This is a genomic window from Candidatus Pantoea persica, assembly GCF_013753875.1.
GTDB classification, from domain to species: Bacteria; Pseudomonadota; Gammaproteobacteria; order Enterobacterales; family Enterobacteriaceae; genus Pantoea; species Pantoea persica.
In genome coordinates this window covers 207,333-226,093 of record NZ_SMDS01000010.1, presented here as the reverse complement: position 1 = coordinate 226,093, position 18,761 = coordinate 207,333, and the positions used below count along the sequence as shown (strand labels likewise).

Annotated in this window: 13 protein-coding genes and 13 pseudogenes; 11 read left to right on the top strand and 15 right to left on the bottom strand. The window is 59.6% G+C overall.

Features of this window, described 5'->3' with window-relative positions:
- Positions 1-66 precede the first annotated feature (66 nt).
- The 3 genes and pseudogenes from EIO60_RS03355 (at position 67) to EIO60_RS03345 (ending at position 3,152) form a co-directional block, all read left to right on the top strand.
- Positions 67-1,482: a glutamine synthetase family protein gene (locus EIO60_RS03355; protein WP_258575901.1), complete on the top strand. Its 1,416-nt coding sequence runs from the start codon at positions 67-69 to the stop codon at positions 1,480-1,482.
- Positions 1,483-1,691: 209 nt separating this feature from the next.
- Positions 1,692-1,841, top strand: coding sequence for a hypothetical protein (locus EIO60_RS03350; protein ID WP_258575900.1), 150 nt, complete (start codon positions 1,692-1,694; stop codon positions 1,839-1,841).
- 36 nt (positions 1,842-1,877) lie between these two features.
- Positions 1,878-3,152, top strand: a pseudogene (locus EIO60_RS03345) (APC family permease).
- 157 nt (positions 3,153-3,309) lie between these two features.
- Here EIO60_RS03345 and EIO60_RS03340 read toward each other — a convergent pair.
- Positions 3,310-3,846 (bottom strand): annotated as a pseudogene (locus EIO60_RS03340) (acid phosphatase); the annotation flags it as partial.
- Positions 3,847-3,952: 106 nt separating this feature from the next.
- Positions 3,953-4,714, bottom strand: a complete 762-nt coding sequence (gene ygbI, locus EIO60_RS03335) for a DNA-binding transcriptional repressor YgbI (protein WP_258575899.1) — start codon at positions 4,712-4,714, stop codon at positions 3,953-3,955.
- A gap of 289 nt (positions 4,715-5,003) precedes the next feature.
- Between ygbI and EIO60_RS03330 the strand changes: the two genes are divergently transcribed.
- The 4 genes and pseudogenes from EIO60_RS03330 to EIO60_RS03315 all read left to right on the top strand — a co-directional run.
- The gene (locus EIO60_RS03330) at positions 5,004-5,660 is read left to right on the top strand and encodes an NAD(P)-dependent oxidoreductase (RefSeq protein WP_258576053.1); all 657 of its coding nucleotides are present in this window, start codon (positions 5,004-5,006) and stop codon (positions 5,658-5,660) included.
- A gap of 14 nt (positions 5,661-5,674) precedes the next feature.
- A pseudogene (gene otnK, locus EIO60_RS03325) lies at positions 5,675-6,921 on the top strand (3-oxo-tetronate kinase).
- Positions 6,921-7,301: pseudogene (locus EIO60_RS03320) on the top strand (class II aldolase/adducin family protein); the annotation flags it as partial. The pseudogenes otnK and EIO60_RS03320, both read left to right, overlap by 1 nt.
- A gap of 99 nt (positions 7,302-7,400) precedes the next feature.
- Positions 7,401-7,630 (top strand): annotated as a pseudogene (locus EIO60_RS03315) (GntT/GntP/DsdX family permease); the annotation flags it as partial.
- A 1-nt stretch (position 7,631) separates the two neighbouring features.
- Here the strand turns inward: EIO60_RS03315 and EIO60_RS03310 are convergent.
- Positions 7,632-8,155 (bottom strand): annotated as a pseudogene (locus EIO60_RS03310) (fimbrial protein).
- A gap of 1,317 nt (positions 8,156-9,472) precedes the next feature.
- Complete coding sequence (gene sbcB / locus EIO60_RS03305) at positions 9,473-10,903, bottom strand: exodeoxyribonuclease I (protein WP_258575898.1); 1,431 nt, start codon at positions 10,901-10,903, stop codon at positions 9,473-9,475.
- Positions 10,904-11,158: 255 nt separating this feature from the next.
- Here sbcB and EIO60_RS03300 point away from each other — a divergent pair.
- Positions 11,159-11,614 (top strand): annotated as a pseudogene (locus tag EIO60_RS03300) (serine-type D-Ala-D-Ala carboxypeptidase); the annotation flags it as partial.
- Here EIO60_RS03300 and EIO60_RS03295 read toward each other — a convergent pair.
- From EIO60_RS03295 to EIO60_RS03275, 8 genes and pseudogenes are all read right to left on the bottom strand, one after another.
- The gene (locus EIO60_RS03295; RefSeq protein ID WP_258575897.1) at positions 11,611-11,841 is read right to left on the bottom strand and encodes a c-type cytochrome; all 231 of its coding nucleotides are present in this window, start codon (positions 11,839-11,841) and stop codon (positions 11,611-11,613) included. The pseudogene EIO60_RS03300 and the gene EIO60_RS03295 sit on opposite strands and share 4 nt — an antisense overlap.
- Positions 11,842-11,846: 5 nt before the next feature.
- Positions 11,847-12,326 (bottom strand): c-type cytochrome, encoded by a 480-nt coding sequence (locus EIO60_RS03290; RefSeq protein WP_258575896.1) that lies wholly within the window; start codon positions 12,324-12,326, stop codon positions 11,847-11,849.
- Positions 12,287-12,763: a c-type cytochrome gene (locus tag EIO60_RS03285; protein WP_258576052.1), complete on the bottom strand. Its 477-nt coding sequence runs from the start codon at positions 12,761-12,763 to the stop codon at positions 12,287-12,289. The genes EIO60_RS03290 and EIO60_RS03285 overlap by 40 nt, the downstream gene beginning before the upstream one ends.
- A gap of 133 nt (positions 12,764-12,896) precedes the next feature.
- Positions 12,897-13,103: a GMC oxidoreductase gene (locus tag EIO60_RS17085; RefSeq protein ID WP_445082588.1), complete on the bottom strand. Its 207-nt coding sequence runs from the start codon at positions 13,101-13,103 to the stop codon at positions 12,897-12,899.
- A gap of 108 nt (positions 13,104-13,211) precedes the next feature.
- Positions 13,212-13,514: a hypothetical protein gene (locus EIO60_RS17080; RefSeq protein ID WP_445082587.1), complete on the bottom strand. Its 303-nt coding sequence runs from the start codon at positions 13,512-13,514 to the stop codon at positions 13,212-13,214.
- Positions 13,515-13,554: 40 nt separating this feature from the next.
- On the bottom strand, positions 13,555-13,947 hold the full coding sequence (locus EIO60_RS17075; RefSeq protein ID WP_445082586.1) for a GMC family oxidoreductase N-terminal domain-containing protein: 393 nt from the start codon (positions 13,945-13,947) through the stop codon (positions 13,555-13,557).
- Positions 13,948-14,093: 146 nt separating this feature from the next.
- Positions 14,094-14,408: a hypothetical protein gene (locus EIO60_RS17070; protein WP_445082585.1), complete on the bottom strand. Its 315-nt coding sequence runs from the start codon at positions 14,406-14,408 to the stop codon at positions 14,094-14,096.
- A pseudogene (locus EIO60_RS03275) lies at positions 14,405-15,100 on the bottom strand (gluconate 2-dehydrogenase subunit 3 family protein). Before EIO60_RS03275 ends, EIO60_RS17070 begins: the two are co-directional and overlap by 4 nt.
- Positions 15,101-15,364: 264 nt before the next feature.
- Here EIO60_RS03275 and EIO60_RS03270 point away from each other — a divergent pair.
- Together EIO60_RS03270 and EIO60_RS03265 are read left to right on the top strand one after the other, a co-directional pair.
- A pseudogene (locus EIO60_RS03270) lies at positions 15,365-16,320 on the top strand (FUSC family protein).
- A 160-nt stretch (positions 16,321-16,480) separates the two neighbouring features.
- Positions 16,481-16,801, top strand: coding sequence for a DUF496 family protein (locus tag EIO60_RS03265; protein ID WP_258575895.1), 321 nt, complete (start codon positions 16,481-16,483; stop codon positions 16,799-16,801).
- 108 nt (positions 16,802-16,909) lie between these two features.
- Here EIO60_RS03265 and EIO60_RS03260 read toward each other — a convergent pair.
- The 3 pseudogenes from EIO60_RS03260 to EIO60_RS03250 form a co-directional block, all read right to left on the bottom strand.
- A pseudogene (locus tag EIO60_RS03260) lies at positions 16,910-17,533 on the bottom strand (LacI family DNA-binding transcriptional regulator); the annotation flags it as partial.
- A 417-nt stretch (positions 17,534-17,950) separates the two neighbouring features.
- Positions 17,951-18,130: pseudogene (locus tag EIO60_RS03255) on the bottom strand (2-dehydropantoate 2-reductase N-terminal domain-containing protein); the annotation flags it as partial.
- Between the two features lie 72 nt (positions 18,131-18,202).
- Positions 18,203-18,442, bottom strand: a pseudogene (locus EIO60_RS03250) (ArsR/SmtB family transcription factor); the annotation flags it as partial.
- Between EIO60_RS03250 and EIO60_RS03245 the strand changes: the two are divergent.
- Positions 18,442-18,761 (top strand): annotated as a pseudogene (locus EIO60_RS03245) (EF-Tu/IF-2/RF-3 family GTPase); the annotation flags it as partial. The pseudogenes EIO60_RS03250 and EIO60_RS03245 sit on opposite strands and share 1 nt — an antisense overlap.

Genomic DNA, 18,761 nt, shown 5'->3' with positions numbered 1-18,761 from the left:
TATTAGATGGGTGGCTGTTATTTTGAGCATTGCGCAAACCAACTAACGGTAGAAGGCGGGTGGGACATGACGAACCTCGTGGAAGTGAAAGACTTCACGTGTCACAGTGAAGAGAGACGAACCAGCGCGTTCCAGCTTGAGGTGAAAACTTGGCTGGAACGCCATCCGGAAACGCAGTATGTCGATATTTTATTAAATGATTTAAATGGCGTCTTTCGCGGTAAGCGTATCCCGGTCAGTGCGCTGGTGACGCTGGAGAAAGGGTGTTATTTCCCCGCCTCGGTTTTCGCCATGGATATTCTCGGTAACACCGTCGAAGAAGCCGGGCTAGGGCAGTCACTCGGCGAACCTGACAACCTCTGCATGCCGGTACCCGGCACCCTAGTTCCCTCCGCATCCGATCCGCAACACATCGCGCAGCTTCTGTTGACCATGTGCAACCAAGATGGCACTCCCTTTGACGTTGAACCCCGTAATGTCCTTAACCGGCTTTGGCAGCAGCTGCGCAACCGAGGGCTGTTTCCGGTGGTAGCTGTAGAGCTGGAGTTCTATCTGGTCGACAAAATCCGCGACGCCGACGGCTATATTCAGCCGCCGTGTGCGCCGGGTAGCGGCGAACGCAATATGCAGACCCAGGTCTACTCGGTCGACAATCTCGATCGCTTCGGCGACGTGCTGCGCGACATCGACGCGCTGGCGCGTCAGCAGAACATTCCCGCCGACGGCGCGCTGGCAGAAGCCTCGCCCGGCCAGTTCGAAATCAACCTGCATCACACCCGTGACGTGTTGAGCGCCTGCGAGCACGCGGTACAGCTGAAAAGGCTGATCCGCCAGGTGGCGGAAAACCACGGCATGACCGCCACATTTATGGCGAAGCCCTACGAGGAGTACGCGGGCAGCGGCATGCACGTGCATATCAACATGCTGGACGACGCTGAACACAACGCTTTCGCCACCGACGACGGCAGCGACTCGCCGCTGCTGAAGCGTGCGCTGGCGGGCATGCTCGATCTGCTTCCGGCGTCGATGGCGCTGCTGGCGCCCAACGTCAACGCCTATCGCCGCTTCGTGCCGGAGGCCTACGTGCCGCTGCACGCCTCTTGGGGGCACAACAACCGCACTGTGGCGCTGCGCATTCCCTGCGGCGACGTAGAAAACCACCGCGTGGAGTATCGAGTGGCGGGCGCGGACGCCAACCCCTATCTGGTGATGTCGGCGATACTGGCAGGCATCCTGCACGGGCTGGACACCGCGCTGCCGCTGCCGCAGCCGGTGCATGGCAACGGCCACGAGGCGGAGGGCATGCCGCTGCCGGTGCGCCAGAGCGACGCGCTATATAAGTTCGAAAACAGCTATCCGCTGCAGACGCTGCTGGGCGAGCGTTTTGGCGCCATCTGGTACAGCTGCAAGCGCCACGAGCTGATGCAGTTTGAACGGCTAGTCACCGCGACGGAGATTGACTGGATGTTAAAAAACGTCTGACGAAAGTCGCTATACTTATTTAGCAGGTCTTGTGTTTTTCCTGCATTCTGGGGCAGAATACGCGGCCTGCAAAAAACGAATATAACCGATGCTTATCAGAGCCTCGGTTATTTTTTTGCATGTATTTAACCGATTCGCATGAGGCCGGGCGCACCCTGATAGATACACGTTAAAAAAAACGTGTAAGCGTAAGAACTGAGGATACAAATATGATGGGGATGTTTTTCATTCAGCCGGCCCACGCTGGCTCTCGTTTCCGTGACGACTACGGCGCCACGCCGGCTTCTGTTGCCGCCTCTCTCTCCCATGATGCCGCCTGGCTGGCGTGCATCATGGGAGGACTGAAACATGTCGCTTAATACCTCAGCACCGCAGCGTGCGCACCTGAAAAAACTCTGACTCTTCTTCCGGTCTTCATGATGGGCCTGGCCTACATACAGCCGATGACCATGTTTGATACCTTTGGGCTCGTGTCGGGTCTGACTAACGGTCACGTTGCCACCGCTTACGCCTTTGCGCTGACTGCGATTCTGTTTACCGCCATAAGCTACGGTAAGCTGGTACGCCGCTTCCCATCTGCGGGCTCCGCTTATACCTATGTATAGAAGGCTATCAGTCCGCACGTCGGCTGGTCATCACTGCTGGACTACCTGTTCATGTCGATGATCAACATTCTGCTGGCGAAAAACTATTTCGAAGCGCTGGTGCCCGGCATCCCGTCGTGGATTTTCGTGGTGCTGCTGGTGACGTTTATGACGCTGTCAAACCTGCGCGGCATTAAAACCGTCGCCAACTTCAACAGCCTGATTGTGGGGATGCAGGTCGTGGTGATGATCGGGATTACAGGAATGTGATCTACGGTGTCGCGCACGGCGAAGGCGCGGGCACGCTGAGCAGTTCGCAGCCGTTCTGGTCTGCCGACGCGCACGTGGTGCCGATGATTACCGGCGCGACCATCCTCTGCTGCTTCTCGTTCCTCGGCTTCGACGGCATCAGCTTGCTGTCGGAAGAGACCAAAGATACGGAGCACACCATTCCGCGCGCGATTTTCCTGAACGCACTGATTGGCGGCCTGATCTTTATTGTGGCCTCTTACTTCCTGCAGCTCTATTTCCCGGATATCTCGCGCTTCAAGAATCCGGATTCGTCGCAGCCTGAGATTATGCTCTATGTGGAGGGCCACGAGCTGCAAGTTCGGCATCCTGATCTTTTCGGTGGTGACGGTGCTGGCTTCGGGTATGGCGGCGCATGCGGGCGTGTCGCATCTGATGTCCGTGATGGGCCGCGACGGCGTCTTCCCGGAGCGCTTCTTCGGCTATATCCATCCGAAATGGCGCACCCCATCGCTGAACGTGCTGCTGGTCGGCGCGATTGCGCTGATGGCGATCCGTTTCGACCTGGTGACGGCGACCGCGCTGATCAACTTCTGTGCGCTGGTGGCTTTCACCTTTGTTAACCTGTCGGTGATTGCACAGTTCTGGATCCGCGAGAAGCGTAACCGCATGCTTAGCGACGACCTGAACTATCTGGTGCTGCCAGTGCTTGGCGCGCTGTGGATCAACCTAGAAGAGAGTTCGATGGTGATGAGCCTGATTTGGGCCGCCGTGGGGATTGTCTACCTCGCGTTCGTCACCCGCAGCTTCCGCAATCCGGTGCTGCAGTACAGCTAAGAAGTATAATTCGCCTGCGGTGAAAAAAGGGTGAGGCGCAAGCCTCACCCTTTTTTTATCCCTGATGTTTCGCCTGCGCGTTGGCCGCACTGAGATCCAGACGCTGCCAGAACTGCTGCTCCGGCGTGGCGCCCGACAGCGGATAGCCCGCCGGCAGCGCGCGACGCTGCGCCGCCGCCTTGCTCAGCTCGCCTTTGTCGTAGGCAGCTAAAAAGGCTTTGCCAAGGCGCGGGCCGAGCGCGTCGGCGGTGAAGTAGAGGTAGCTGATGCCCTCCGCATCGGCCAGCGCCTGGTGGCGCGTACCCTGCGTCGCATTGAGATTGACGTCAGCCACAGTGGCGCGGTTGGCCTCCAGCACCGGCTGCGGCAGGGTGGAAAAAGCAGAGAGCAGGGTGATGCCCGCCTGCTGGTTGGCCTTGACCTGGAAATCGTAGCCGCTCGCCTTGAGCCAGGCGCGATCCGCCTGGGTGGTCGACTGTTTCGCCTGCTCCAGCTGCGGGCGCGTCAGCGCCGGGGCGCCGTTCTGCAACGCCTGGCGCTCCGCCTGCAGGATCTGTTGCTCCAGTGCATCGAACATCTGGCCGTGCGCCTCCGGCGTGGTGGTGCGCGCCAGCGCCGCCGCCTGCGGCAGCGTGGTCGCCTGAGCCTGATGCGCTAGCAGCAGCGCTGCAGCAATAACCGTTAACTTTTTCATTTTTTATCCTGTTATTCAGTGAATTACCTTGACGGCTTCGACGGTAACGCTTCAGGATGACGATTTTATTACAGCACGCGACTTAAGGAAAATTTTTACGGGCGGGCTACTCCGCCAGCACTAGCTCCCAGCTGCCCTGGCTCAGTGCGCTACGCGCAGCGCTGCCGAGCTGCGTATCGGTGATGATGCGGTCGAATCGCTGCAGCGGCAGCGTCAGAAAGGTGGCGATTTTGTTGTATTTGGAGCTGTCGCTCAGCAGCACGCGCTTGCTGCTGACCTCGCTGACCGCCTGCTTCACCGTGACCTTATCCTCGTCAGGGGTGAACAGGCCGCGCGGCCCCCAGCAGGAGGCGGAGATAAAGGCGATATCGATCGCCAGACTGCGCAGGCTGCGCGCCGCGCTCTCGCCCACGCAGGAGCGGTTTTCCCGGCATACTTTGCCGCCGGTGTGAATGACGCGGCAGTTGCTCACCTCCATCAGCAGATTCGTCACCATAAAATCGTTGGTCACCACCAGCAGATCGTCGCGATCCAGCAGCTCGCGCGCCAGCGCCAGCGTGGTGGTGCCGGCGTCAAGATAGATACAGCTGTGGCGCGGAATATGCTGCACGGCGCAGCGGCCGATCGCACTCTTTTCCGCGTTATAGAGCGTGGTTTTCGCCTGGTGCGACGGCTCCACCGCCAGCCGGTCGGCGGAGCGCACCCCGCCGGAAACCGACAGTACTGCGCCTTGCTCCTCCAGCTTCTGCACGTCGCGGCGAATGGTCATATGCGACACGCCCAGCCGCTCCGTCAGCTCGGCGATGCTGATCACGCCGCGCTCCGCCACCAGCGCAAGGATCTGTTGATGTCGTTCAATCGGGATCATTGGGCCCTCCACTCTTATCAATTTTTCACAGTGTAATGGATTTGCGCGGGCGGCAAAACGGAAAGTTTTTGCAGGGAAATCGCCTTATCTTTCTTAAAGTTAAAGCATGTCGACAGGATAAATGAGATGTGAGTATTTGTTATTAAATGGTATGTTAAGTGAATATGTGTGACGTAAAGCACATTTATCCGCCAGACTCTCTGCCAGAATTAACAACATTTAATAAATAATTACTTTAATTAGGCTCTCTGTGCCACTCTCAAATGTCTGCGTTATCGGTTTCGGTTCCATGGAAATGGGCGCAGCGACGTCCTGCATTCGCGCCGGTCTGAATACTTGGGGCGTCGATCTCAATCCCGCTGCGCAGGACACGCAGCAGATCGAGCAGCGGCTGGCGCAGCATCAGCTGCTGATGCTGGACGCGCCGGTCTCCGGCGTTGCGGCGAAGGCGGCCACCGGAGAGATGACGGTCATGGCATCTGGCAGCGACGCGGCGTTTGCCCGCCTGCAGCCGGTGCTGGATGCGGTGGCGGCGAAGGTCTACCGCGTCGGCAGAGAGATCGGCCTCGGCTCGACCGTGAAAATCATTCACCAGCTGCTGGCGGGCGTGCATATCGCCGTTGGCGCGGAGGCGATGGCGATGGCAGTGCGCGCCGGCATTCCGCTGGAAACCGTGTGTGACGTGGTGACCAACGCGGCGGGCAACTCCTGGATGTTCGAAAACCGCATGCGTCAAGTGGTGGACGGCGACTACAGCCCGAAATCCGCCGTCGATATTTTCGTCAAAGATCTCAACCTGGTAGCGGAAACCGCTAAATTGCTGCGCTTCCCGCTGCCGCTCGCCTTGACGTCGCTCAATATGTTCACCGGGGCGAGCAACGCCGGCTACGGCCGCGAAGATGACAGCGCGGTGATTAAAATCTTCAGCGGTATCGCGTTGCCATAGGGCAAGGAGTCCGCATGACGCATCTGGGCATTATCGCCGACGACTTTACCGGCGCCACCGATATCGCCAGCTTTCTGGTGCAGAACGGCCTTTCCACCATCCAATTCAACGGCGTGCCGCAGTGCCATGCTGCGCTGAGCGCGCAGGCGATTGTCGTCAGCCTGAAATCGCGCTCCTGCCCGGCGGAGCAGGCCGTCGCTCAGTCGCTGGCGGCATTGCGCTGGCTCGAGGCGCAGGGCTGCGATCGCTTCTACTTCAAATACTGCTCCACCTTCGACAGCACCGAGCAGGGGCAATATCGGCCCGGTCACCGACGCGCTGCTAGCGGCGCTGGGGGAAACCCAGACGGTGATCTGCCCGGCGCTGCCGATCAACGGCCGCACCGTCTATCTTGGCCACCTGTTTGTCGGCGAGCAGCTGCTGAGCGACTCCGGCATGCGCCACCATCCGGTGACGCCGATGACCGACAGCAACCTGCTGCGCCTGATGAAACGTCAGGCGAGCGGCAAGGCGGGGCTGATCGCCGCGCCGCTGCTCGATCAGAGCACGCGGGCGGTGCGCAGCAGGCTGAACCAGCTGAAAGAGCAGGGCACTAACTACTGTGGTGCTCGATACCCTCCATGAGCAGCACCTGCTGACGCAGGGCGAGGCGCTGCGCGATATGCGCTTGGTGACCGGCGGATCGGGGCTGGCGCGCCAGTGGGCGAGCGGCGACAGCGATCGCGCCAGCGCGGAGGCCTCAGGTCGGCCGCAGGGCGCGCGCGCGGTGGTGATTTCTGGCTCCTGCTCGCAGATGACCAACCGTCAGGTCGCGCGCTACCGCCAGCAGGCGCCGTTACAGGAGGTTGAGGTGACGCGCTGCCTTGAGAACGCCGACGCCTACGCGCAGGCACTGTGCGACTTGGTCGTCGCCCACAGCGACCAGCAGCTGGCACCGCTGCTTTACGCCACCGCCGATGCGCAGCAGCTGCAGGTGATTCAGCGCGAATATGGTGCGCAGCGCAGCAGCGAGGCTGTGGAGCAGCTGTTTGCTGCCGTCACTCTCGGCCTCAAGGCGCGCGGCTGGCAGCGCTTTATCGTGGCGGGCGGCGAAACCTCCGGCGTGGTGGCGCAGAGCCTCGGCGTCACCGCGTTCTATATCGGCCCGACCATTTCACCGGGCGTCCCCTGGGTGCGCGACATCCAGCAACCGCTGGCGCTGAAGTCGGGCAATTTTGGCGACGAACACATTTTTCCGCCGCGCGTAAACAGAGTTTTCTGATGACTGAACAACAGGCGCGTGAAGAAATGGTGCAACGAGGATGGCCACCTGCTGGCGACCCCGACCGGCTCCTGCCTCGGTGAGCTGCAGGCCGAGCGGCTCTCGAAGGTGACGCTGGCGGGGGAGTGGCTTTCCGGCGACAAGCCTCTAAAGAGGTGGCGTTTCACCGCGATCTCAACCTGAACGATCCTGCCTGCAAGGCGGTGGTGCACCTGCACAGCCACTACCTGAGCGCGCTCTCCTGCCTGGAGGGGCTGGACGCGCAAAACTGCATCCACCCGTTCACGCCCTACGTGGTGATGCGCGTCGGCGACGTGCCGGTGGTGCCCTGCTACAAGCCTGGCGACGCGCGTCTGGCGGAAGATCTGACGCGGCTGGCGGGCTTCGAGGCGGTGGAGTTTCTTTTTCCCTACGACTATCCGGCGGCGTAGCTGAAGCAGTTGCTGGACGACAACAATCTGCAGCTGGTGCTGTTCAACACCAGCGGCCTGCTGACCTCGGCGGTCAGCGGCTAGAGCGATATGGTGCGCGTGCTGGTGGCCTGCTTCGGCGGCCTGGGGCTGTCGCACGTCAACGACGCCTGCTTTTGGGTGGTGACGCGCTATCTGGGGCTGTCGTGGGCGACGGCCCGAAAACCTGGACGGTGCTGACCACCATCATGGGGCTGAGCGGCTTCGCGCTGACCTGGCTGGTATGGGCGCTGAGATAGGTCACGGCGTATTGGCAACGGTACCGGCGGTAGCCGCGACGGTAGCGTAATATTGCGTGCTGTAGGTTGCCGTCGACGCCGTTTTGCCTGCGGCCAGCGTCAGGTCGCCGCTGCCAGTGTAGCCGCCGGTGAGGTTGATCACCCCGTATTTGGTGTCGAGCAGCTGTACTTCAATATTTTTTGCCGTGCCGCTGTTGGTCAGGTTGCCCGCCGAACTGACGTTGTTGCCGACACGGTCGAAACCGTGGATGCCGCCTTGCTGTCGCCGGTGCAGCCGGTGAGGCCGACGGTGAAGGTGGTCTGGCCGGCAATATTGCCCTTGGTGGTCAGCTCGGAGGCGCTGACGGTTGGCATCAGCACCAACGGTGACGTGGTATTACCGTTCACCGTCACGGAGCAGGTTTCTTCTGCAATCTCTCCCTGAAAGTTAATGGTGTTATCGGATGCGGCAAAAGCGGATACGGTAAACGGCGCGCTGCTTATCGCCAGTGAAAGAGATAACTGTGTTCTCAAAGTCATTAGCATGTCATCCTTGGATTTAAGGTTAACGGCAGCCAGTCAGGTTACAACCCGTTCGCTGCCTTATTTTCAGTGTTGAAACTGGCTCTGCTATATAAGCGTTACTCTTTTCGCTAATAAAAAAGCGCCTCTCGCTTCCCACCGGATGAAAACAGGTCGTCAGAGTTAATTGCTTATTTTCATCAGCGTTGCGGTTGCCGGATATCTGAATAGACAGCTGCGTGCTTCTCTGGACAGCGCGACTGCTCCGGCGACAGCGCAATAACTCATGCAGATATTTCCCCTGGCGTAGTGTCATGAATATTCCTTTCCTCTGACAGACATGACGGATAATTAGCGTGTAAACATTCATTTACGCGACGAAAATCGCGTTGCTCTGTTTGCACCCCCGCGCTGTCGCTTTCTGGCGCAAACGGTGGAGGTTATTCATCGCGTCGTTAGCCGGTGGCGATAACTGTTTTTTTCAACGCCGGTGCGTTGTTAATACAATTTTCTGCTGCTCTTGTGCCGGCTTTTATTACCGCTGTCGTCAGGTGATTTTCGGTCCGATAAGAAACGGGGTGTCATTATGGCAGAGTCATTAGGCGCTTCAATATGGCCGCAGGGCGTTTCGCTTTGCCTTAGCGGCTAGCTTAGATTACTGTAAGCTAAATAAAATTTCAGGTGATTAATTTTTATGGGATTTAACTGGCACTCTGTTTTTTGGGGTTGCTAATAACCTGGGCGTTATTTAAGTGAATTAAGCATTTCTAAAATTTCCTTAGTAAAATTCAGCGCGTCATCCCTGATGCTTTGCGGTTTTTATCGCGCCCAGCAAGGATGGAGTGAGTGCTGTTTTTATTTTTTTCTTCATGCCGGGGCACGCATGAGCGACGCTTTGCCGGCTATGTCAGGCGCAGCGCAGAAAGGGCGTTATTGAAGCCTGCTGTGCGGCATGCTTCGCCCGTGAGGCTCAAGGCCGGGGCAGCAGGGAGGTAAGGCGGCAAAGGATAAGGCGGATGCAAAAGAAATGGAAAACGGCAGGTGGCCGGCCAGGCGCAAACGAAGGTAAAAGCGGCAGGCGTTGAGGGCGCAGCAAGAATGCAGGCGGCAGGTGGCGTCCTGTTACCCGCTAGCGGGAGATTATCGCGTGGGCGAAAAAGGCGCCCCGCGCTGCCAGCGCGGTGAAGTGACGCCACGATAAAACCGCCTGAACAGCGCGCAATCTAAAAGAGGCGGCGACAAAGCTGGCCGCCTCCAGTCGCGAGACGGCCCGACGTCGCTCAGCTACTCAGAATACCAGTTCCTGCGTGTAGGATGTCGTTTTGCTCCTCATTATGCTCCTCAGGAGACCAGCTCCTGCGCATAGAGATAGAGCGCCTTCAGCTGCGCTATCTTGTCCGCATCCTCTTCATGCAGGCTGGCCAGCGACTCCAGCTCCAGCAGGAAAGCCTGCACGCGCTCCGCGTTCAGGGCCTCGCGGCGGTGCTGCAGCCAGCGCTGCTGCTCGGCATCGTCCAGTGTGCCGGGGAAGTTGCGCGCGCGATAGCGGAACAGCAGCTTCGCCACGCGTGCGTCCTGAAAGGTGAGATCCATTGCCGGCAGATTGGCGGGCGCGGTCTGGCGTAGGATATTCATTCCCGCGCGGTCGGCGTCGCTGAAAAAGCCGTCATAGAGCTGGGCGTCGACGTCCTCGGACGAGGCAAAAGGCGCCGCTTCGGCAAACAGCGTGACCACTTTTTCCCGCACTTCCACATGCTGGCGCAGCAGCGCCAGGTTGGCGAGGCAGGCTTCGCGGTCGATGCCCAAGTGTGCTGCATCCTCGGGCCGCAGCGTATTGGCCGGCGCCAGTACCGGACATTTGTTGATATGCACCAGCTTGATCGGTACCGGCGACGCGTCCGGTTCCAGATCATCTTTACGCGTATAGAGACGCGTGCGTAGGGCGTCCGCATCCATCTCCAGCAGCGGCGTCATATCGCCGGCCAGATCCGCGACGATCAGCGCGTTGCGGTTATCCGGGTGCCATGCCAGTGGTACGATCCAGCTGGTGTTGCCGCGCGCGGCGCCGAACATGCCCGAGACGTGCACTAGCGGCTTCATCTGCGGAATATCGATCAGCGTCATCAGCTTGTTTTTGTTACGGTGGGCGAACAAAAACTCAAGCAGCTTCGGCTGCTTCTCTTTCACCAGCTTCGCCATCGCCAACGTGGCATGGACATCGGACATAGCGTCGTGCGCGTTTTCATGCGCCACGCCGTTGGCTTTGGTCAGGTGCTCGAGTTTGAAGCTGGGGAAGCCATCCTCATTTTCCGGCCAGACGATGCCGTCAGGACGCAGCGCATAGCAGGCGCGCATCACGTCGAGCAGGTCCCAGCGCGAATTGCCGTTCTGCCAGCTCCAGCCGTAGGGATCGTAGAAGTTGCGGTAGAAGATATTGCGCGTCACTTCATCATCGAAGCGCATGTTGTTATAGCCCACCACGCAGGTCTGCTCTTCGGTAAAGAGCGCATAGATACGGGCGGCGAACTCCGCCTCTGAAACGCCGCGCGCGCGCGCCACCTGCGGTGTAATGCCGGTGATCATCACCGCTTCCGGCTGCGGCAGATAGTCGTCGGCGGGGCGGCAGTAGAAAATTTGCGGTTCGCCGACCGGGTTAAAGTCGCTGTCGGTGCGCAGCGCGGCAAACTGCGCCGGGCGATCCAGCGACGGGCTTTTACCGAAGGTTTCGTAATCGTGGAAGAGGAACGTAAGCTGTGCGCGATCGTTTTTCAAATGTCATTACCGTGGATGATTGTTCATTAATTCCTTGATAAAAAAGCCAAAAGAGACTTCTCTTACAGAGTGCTTTCTGCTTATGCTTGTTCATCAATGTCATTATGACAGGCAGCGGTGCGTTTACCGCTACCCGAACGTTTCTCTGAACAGCGGTTGTCAGAGAGTATGGCCTGGATGCTAGCTACCTGCGTTTTATACATGGTAAACCATATTCTGACCGGTCTGAAGTTTCGGATTCGAATGGCTCCAGCAACGGCTTTCGCCAGCATTATCGCCTCGAACGTGGTGGGGCAGCATCGCCTGATTGCGGTGGTAATGGGCGGCAAAAGCGCGAAAGGGCGCGAAGAGCAGGCACGCAAGCTGCTGGTCTGGGGGCAGAACACCTTTGATACCGTGCAGCTATTTCACGCGGGCAAGAAGATCGGCACGGAAAACGTCTGGTACGGCAATCCGCACAGCGTCGCCGTCGGCACCGCGCAGGATGTCTACCTGTCGCTGCCGCGCAGCGAGATCCAGAACGTGGGGGCCAAATATGTGATTAACCGGAAGGACCTTGAAGCGCCGCTGAAGGCGAACAAAACCATCGGCGAGATTCAGATGATGGACAAAGATAAACAGCTGGCGAGCTATCCGCTGGTGGCGCTGAGCACCGTTGAAGAGGCGGGGATCTTTACGCGCGCGCAGGACTATCTGAAACAGAAATTTTAAATAGCAGCAGGCGGCCTCCGTGCCGCCTGTCGCACCGACTTCACTTCCTCTTTCACTTCCTTCACGTCGCTGGTCGATACCGGCGCGGCGGCGTTGCCCCAGCTGTTGCGTACATAGATCAGCGCGTCGGCGATCTGCTCATCGTCCAGCACGCCGGCAAAGGGCGGCATCTCCGGTGCCGTCGGGCACGCATCGGTATAGACGCCGCGGCTGCCGGCGCTGACCACGCGGATTAGCGAGGTGGCGTTGGGCTAATTGACCAGCGGATTGGACGCCAGCTGGGGAAGATATTCCGCTCGCTGCGTCCGCCCGGGCTGTGGCAGGCGTAACACTTCGCCTCGTAGATCTGCGCGCCGAGCTTCATGCGATCGTCGCTGGCGGACAGTGGCTGCGGCACCTCTTCGTCATGGGGTTTGCCCGCTTTCAGATAGGTCGCCACCGCGCGCAGATCCTCGTCGCGCCAGTGCTGCGTAGAGTGACGTACCGTGTCGGCCATCGGCCCGGAGGCGATGGCATAGCGGTTTACACCGCTGCGCAGGTAGCTGACGATATCCTCCTGGGTCCATTTCCCTAGCCCGGTATGATCGTCTGCGCCGAGGTTCGGCGCATACCAGCCCTCGACTTCGCTGCCGCTGAGGAAGCGATCCCCCTTGTCGCCGCCGAGGAAATTCTTCAAGGTATGACTGGTGCCGCAGTGGCCGAGCCCCTGCACCAGATAGGCACCGCGGTTCCAATCCACCGACTGTTTCGGGTCGGGTTCAAAGGTGCCTTATCAAAGTTAAGCCAGTTCCAGGCGATCAGGCTGGTGGGGATGTTGAACGGAAAGGGGAGCTGATTGGTTTCGACTTCGTGATGAATGGGCTGCAAGGTCTGTATCCACGCCCAGAGATCCTGCAGGTCCTGCTCAGACATTTTGGTATAGGCGGTAAAGGGCATCGCGCCGTAGAGCCGTTTGCCGCCGTGGCCGATCCCGTCGGTCACGGCGCGGCGGAAATCGTCGTAGCTCCAGTCGCCGATACCGGTTTCGCGATCTGGCGTAATATTGGTGCCCGCCAGCACACCGAAGGGGGTGTTAATTTTGACGCCGCCCGCATAGGGCTGCTTCGTGTCGGTGGTGTGGCAGGCGGTGCAGTCGCCGAGCGTGGCGATATAGCTGCCGTGCGCGTACTGGCATATTCCGGCTGCGCCTGGCTGCTGAAGCTTGCGGCGAGCAGCAGCGCGGCGGCGGAGAGGGCATTCAGCGTTTTCATGCGGTGATCATCTCCCCTGGACGTTTCAGATATCAGGTGCGGATGAAATGCGCCGCCTTGAAGGCCAGCACGCCCACGGTGCCGGTCGGGTTGTAGCCGGGGTTTTGCGGAAAGGCAGAGGCGCCCACCACAAACAGGTTCGGCACGTCCCACACCTGCAGGTGTTTGTTCACTGAGCTGGTGCTGGGATCGGCGCCCATGATAAAGCCGCCGACGACGTGCGAGGACTGGTAGGGCACGCTGCTCTAGTGGCCGGTCATCGGCTTGACGATTATCTCGCACTGGTTCATCGATTTAGCGATCTCCGCCACCTTGCCTGTGCAGTACTACGCTATTTTCAGGTCGTTCTATGCAAAGTCGAAGGTGATGCTCAGCAGCGGGCGGCCGTGCGGATCCTTATAGTTGGGATCGAGCGACAGGTAGTTGGTGCGCGTGGTGTAGCTGCTCGCCTCGCAGCCGATCGACATGGCGCTGAGGTAGTTATCCTTCAGCGCACGCTTCCACTTCGAACCCCACTTTGGCGTGCCGGGCGGCAGCGGGCGATAGCCGATTGGGGCGGCGCCGATTGGCGTCACGCAAATGCTGCCGCCGCCGAAGAAGCCGAGGTCGCTGTGGTCGAAGTTGTCGTTATTGAACTCGTCAATGCCCATGCCGACCGCGCCCGCGCCGATAAAGGGGGTGAAGTTTTTATTATCGAAATAACAGGGTCACGTTGTTGGTGGTCTGGTAGGCGTAGTTGTGGCCGGTGGTGCCCTTGTTGGTGACCGGATCGTAGGCTTCGCCAATGCCGGACAGCAGCATCAGGCGCACATTTTCGAAGGTGAAGGCGGCGACGATCACCAGATCCGCCGGCTGTTCCCACTCGTCGCCGGAGGAGTCGATATAGGTCACGCCGGTGGCTCTTTTGTCGCTGGCGTCGGCCAGCACCTCCAGCACCTCGCTGTTGGTGTAGGTGGTAAAATTCTCTTTGCGCATCAGCGGCGGCGTCGGGTAGTCGCCGCTGCGTGGGGCTTCGAACGGGTTGCCGCCGGCGCGCTTCTCGCCGTTGGAGGTTGCCCGCGTAGCCGGAGGTGCCTGCCACACGCTCGAACTGCATATAGTGTGGCTCCATCTCCTCCCAGCTGGTGTCCCAGTCCTGCAGTACCAGCTCATCGGGCATCGCCATAGCGCTCGGTGAGATGGGTTTTCAACTGAAACTCGTGCGGCTGGAAGCGGAAGGTGATACCCGCCTAGTGGTTGCCCGCGCCGCCGGTGCCGTTGCCGGGATGAAAGGAGCCCCAGGTGCGCATCGGCAGCGCGGTCTGTGACGGGTTGTTGCTCATGGTACAGGTATTCTGGCGCGTGCACAGCATCAGCTCTTCGCGCATCACGTAGCGCAGCTCGTCGGTCACGGTGCCGATATTGAAATCGCGCGCGGTATCGCGCCACGGGCCGCGCTCGATGCCGATCACCTCCAGCCCCTCGTCGGCCAGCTCATTGGCGATGATCGACCCCGCCCAGCCGAGGCCGATGACCACGACATCCTTTTTCGGTAGTTTTTTCATGTTGGCTTATCCTTCGCTTTCCACAAGCCGATGCGGAGGAGTTCGAGGTGCAGATCCTCATTATGGCGTTCGATGTAGGGGCGATAGTCGTAGCGTGCGCCGGGAAAGCCCAGCATCTTCCACGACGCCATCTCCCAGTTGCCGCCGTAGATGGGGTCAGCGAAGAAGCCCTCCATGGTGTTGTTCAGCTCCTCGATAAACAGCGACTGCGCGTCAAAGCCCTCAAAGTGCACCTTGCCCGCCTCCATCGCCGCCAGCAGCGCGTCCTGCTGCTGCGGCGTCAGCTCTTTAAAGCGTTTCTGTGACGTCTGCTGAACGTAGCTGTCGAGCGCGGCAAGGCCCTGGCGGTAGCGCTGCTGCGGCGTCAGCGGAGACTGGTCGCCCTGCTCGGTGTGTCTTTCTGAAACGGCCCTTCCATGATGCGCTTACTTAAAGGTGCAGTAAAAGCCGTGCAGCTGGCGGTCGATAAACTGCGCGCAGCCCGCTTCTTTGCCGCCCACGCTCAGCTCGTCGGCGGGGATCAGCCGATCGACGATCGCCTCCAGGGTTTTGGCCTCTTGCGGGGTTAAAAAGAGCCAGCCGGGCTGGTCGAGGGTTTCGGGGGGGATTATCGGTGAAGGGCGTCCAGCCTGGGGAACCTTTAAGAGAGACGGCTCGACGGCGTGGGTGACGCTGGCGGCAACGCCCAGCATCGTTCAGGTCAACACCTGCCGTCGCATGACGTCCGGCAGCGTTTTGGCTCTTTTCTTCATGTCGTTTCCTTTTGTCCTGTTAACAAAAAACAAAGATGAAATAAGCCGTTGCGTAGTTGTTGTATTTTTGTTCTGGTGTAAGGTTGTTATTGATAAGTGTAAGAAGGCGTCAAAAATGTATTGAAATGTAAAAGTGACAGTAAGCCTTAGCAACGTCATGGGATAAAATAGCGCACTTTATGATCCCTTAGCCGGAAACCCACTGTGCGTCCTGACAAGCCCATATCGAGCATCGAATTCTGGTTCTATCGCCACTACCGCAGCGTGCACTGCGGTGCGTATCGCCATCGCCTTTTTACTGACCTTTTGCTGGTGCGGCTGACTGGCATCCCGGAGGGCACCTGGCCGCTGATTACGCTGGTGGTGGTGATGGGGCCGATTTCCACCTGGAGCAACGTCTTTCCGCGCGCCATCCAGCGCATCTGGGGCACCTTCGCCGGATCGATTTCCGGCCTGATCGCCCTGAAGCTGGAGCTGATATCGCTGCCGGCGATGCTTGTCTGGTGCGGCGTGGTGAGGGTGGTGTGCGGCTACCTGACGCTGGGCAAGCATCCCTATATGGCGCTGCTGATCGGCATTACGCTCAGCGTAGTGGTAGGCGCGCCGGCGACGTTATTCTCGGCTCGCTGCTGGCGCTGCTGTTCAGCGCCATCTGGTCGCAGCGCGCCTATACGCACTGGCGCATTCAGCTGCCGGACATCGTCAAGGTTTATCATGTCGGCTTCTCGCCCAACCTGATTGAGAAGCCGCGCCTCAAGAAGCCGATTGGCAAGCTGCTCACCAGCGTGGTGAAAATGCGCGCGCTGCTGGTGCCGGCGAGTAAAGAGACGCGTATCCCGAAATCGGTGTTCGAGGCGATCCAGACCATCAACCGCAATATGGTTAACACGGTAGAGATGCAGATTGAAGCCTGGTAGGCCTTGAGGGAAACTCACCTGATCCTGCTGAACGCGCCGACGCTGCGCGGTGAGACGGAAGAGGTGGTGGCCAACAGCCACGAGCTGACGGAGATTACGCGCGAGCTGAAGCAGCTGATCGCCGATGCGGGCAGCGAGCGGCTAGAGGAGGCGCCGATTTACGGCTACGTCTGGCTGAGCCTGGAGCTGGCGAAGCAGCTGGATCGCATGACAGACCTGATGCGCCTTGCGCTGCGTAAATAATAACCAGAGACAATGACTTAATGCGAAGGGCGCATTCTTTGCGCTAAGATAAGTGCCAGTCCGATTTTAGCAGCGACAATTGTCGCCCCGACTGGCAAACCGCTAAGCTGAAGGCTATGACTCTACTCCCTGCGCAAGCAGGCCCAATAAAGGTGCCACCATGGAAAATGCCAAGCAATCGTTTCAGGACGTACTTGAGTTTGTGCGTATGTTCCGTCGTAAAAATAAACTTCAGCGCGAAATCGCTGATAACGAAAAGAAAATTCGCGACAACCAGAAGCGCGTTCTGCTGCTCGACAACCTGAGCGAGTACATCAAACCAGAAATGAGCATCGAGGCGATTCAGGAAATCATCGCCTCAATGCGCTCCGACTATGAAGATCGCGTGGATGAGTACATCATCAAAAACGCCGATCTGTCGAAAGAGCGTCGCGACCTGTCGAAAAAACTGAAGTCGATGGGCGAGCCCAAAGCGCAGTAACAGGCCCATAAACTGAAGCTGTAGTCGTAACGTTAAAAACCGCAGCCTTTTAAGTCTGCGGTTTTTTTTCAACGGCGAACTGCCCAGAGAGGTAGGCAGCCGATCCGGCAGCTGGTGCGCCGCCAGCGCCTCACGCCACGCGTCACGCAGTTGCGCCGAGATCGCCTCTTTAGGGCCGTTCAGCAGGCCGATCTGGCGATGTCCCATCGCCACTAGGTGCTCAACCGCCGCCCACGCGCCGTGCGCGTTGGAGTACTGGCACTGCGCCACCGCCGCCTGCGGTTCGACATCCATAAAAATAACCGGCTTGTCGCCGCACAGCGCCTGAATCTATTCCGCCTCGTCGGCGGCGGGCGGCAGATTGATCATCAGCGCATCCACGCGCTGCGCCAGCAGTTCATTGACCGTATCGGCGGCGCTGTTGTGGCTACGCACCGCAATCACCAGATGGTATCCGGCGCGGCTGGCGCCCTGCTGGATCGCCGAGGCGATCTACGCCGGCGCCATCAGCGCCAGGTCGCTGGTGGCAAGCCCGAGGGTGCGCGTTGTTTTGCCCGCCAGTTGCTGCGCCACGCGGTTTGGCACGTAGTTGAGCTGCTGCATCGCCGCTTCGACCTTCGCGCGCGTGCGCGGCGAGACCTGCGGCGAATGGTTGAGGACACGTGAAACGGTCTGGTAAGAAACGCCCGCCAGGCGAGCAACGTCGTCAAGAGTGATGGCGCGGGAAGTCATTCATTGCTCTACAAAAGTGAGGTGGGCAGTGTAGCAAAATCTTGTCGCGACCGGGCGCCCGTTACGGCGGCGCGCGGCGCAAAACGGAGGAAGCATGCAGTTTGACTAACAGGCCGTTCGGGATCTCAATCAGATTGCCGCATGGCTGGCGCTAAGCGAGTTGTTTGACGGCAAAGTCGCGGTCGATATGGCGATCCTCGCCGTCCATGCGGTGCTGCCCAATATCGAAGGGGTGGTGGCGCTGGCGATGGCGCAGCACCCGCGCTACCGCGCCCTCGACACGCGCGGCCAGAGCGAGGCGCAGATGCTGGCGCAGATCGCTCAGCGGTTTGGCGGCATGGCGCAGGATAGCTGCTGCTGGAGGAGGCGTCGCGCAACAGCGGCGAGAATGCCGCCTTCAGCCAGCGCCTGCTGGATGCGCGTCAGCTGCGGCTGTAGCTTCTCCACGCCCTGCGGCGTTCTCAGCACCAGGCCGTTCTCCTGCAGCTGTTTGAAGCGGCGCTCGCGCACCAGAAAGGTGACGTCGCGTCCCGCCTGCGCCAGACACGCGCCAAAATATCCGCCGGTTGCGTCGGCGCCTACGATAAGAATGCGCATGATAGATATCACGTTAGCCCGTCAAGGCTCCTACCTTAAACCTGACGGCGGCGGTTACCAGCGCCGCGGCGCTCAGCTGCGAGCCAGCGCATCAAGCAGGTCGGGGAAGCGCTGCTCGAGGCAGTCGCGGCGCAGCGAAATCAGATTTTCCCGCCCGACCGGGCGCTGCCAGATGACGCCGCTGTCGCGCAGCACGCGCCAGTGATGCGTCGTGGTCGATTTGGCCGTCTCGCTGCGCAGATCGTTGCAGCTCTGTTCGCCGAGCTGTGCCAGCGCGCGCACGACGGCGAGGCGAATCGGGTTGCCGAGCGACCTTTGTGCGCGTCTACTCCGGCGTGCTGCGCAAAGGCGACATCGTCTGGTGGAACGCGGTCAAGGGCAAAAAAAAGAGCGCATCGGCCGCATCGTGCAGATGCACGCCAACGCGCGCCATGATATTGAGGATATCCACTCCGGGGACATCGCCGCTTGCTTCGGGCTGAAAGATGTGACCACCGGCGAAACGCTGTGCGACCCCAACGCCATTATCACGCTGGAGCGCATGGAGTTCCCGGAACCGGTGATCTCGCTCTCTATCGAGCCGAAAGCCAAAGGCGATCAGGAGAAGATGAGCCTGGCGCTGCTGCGCCTG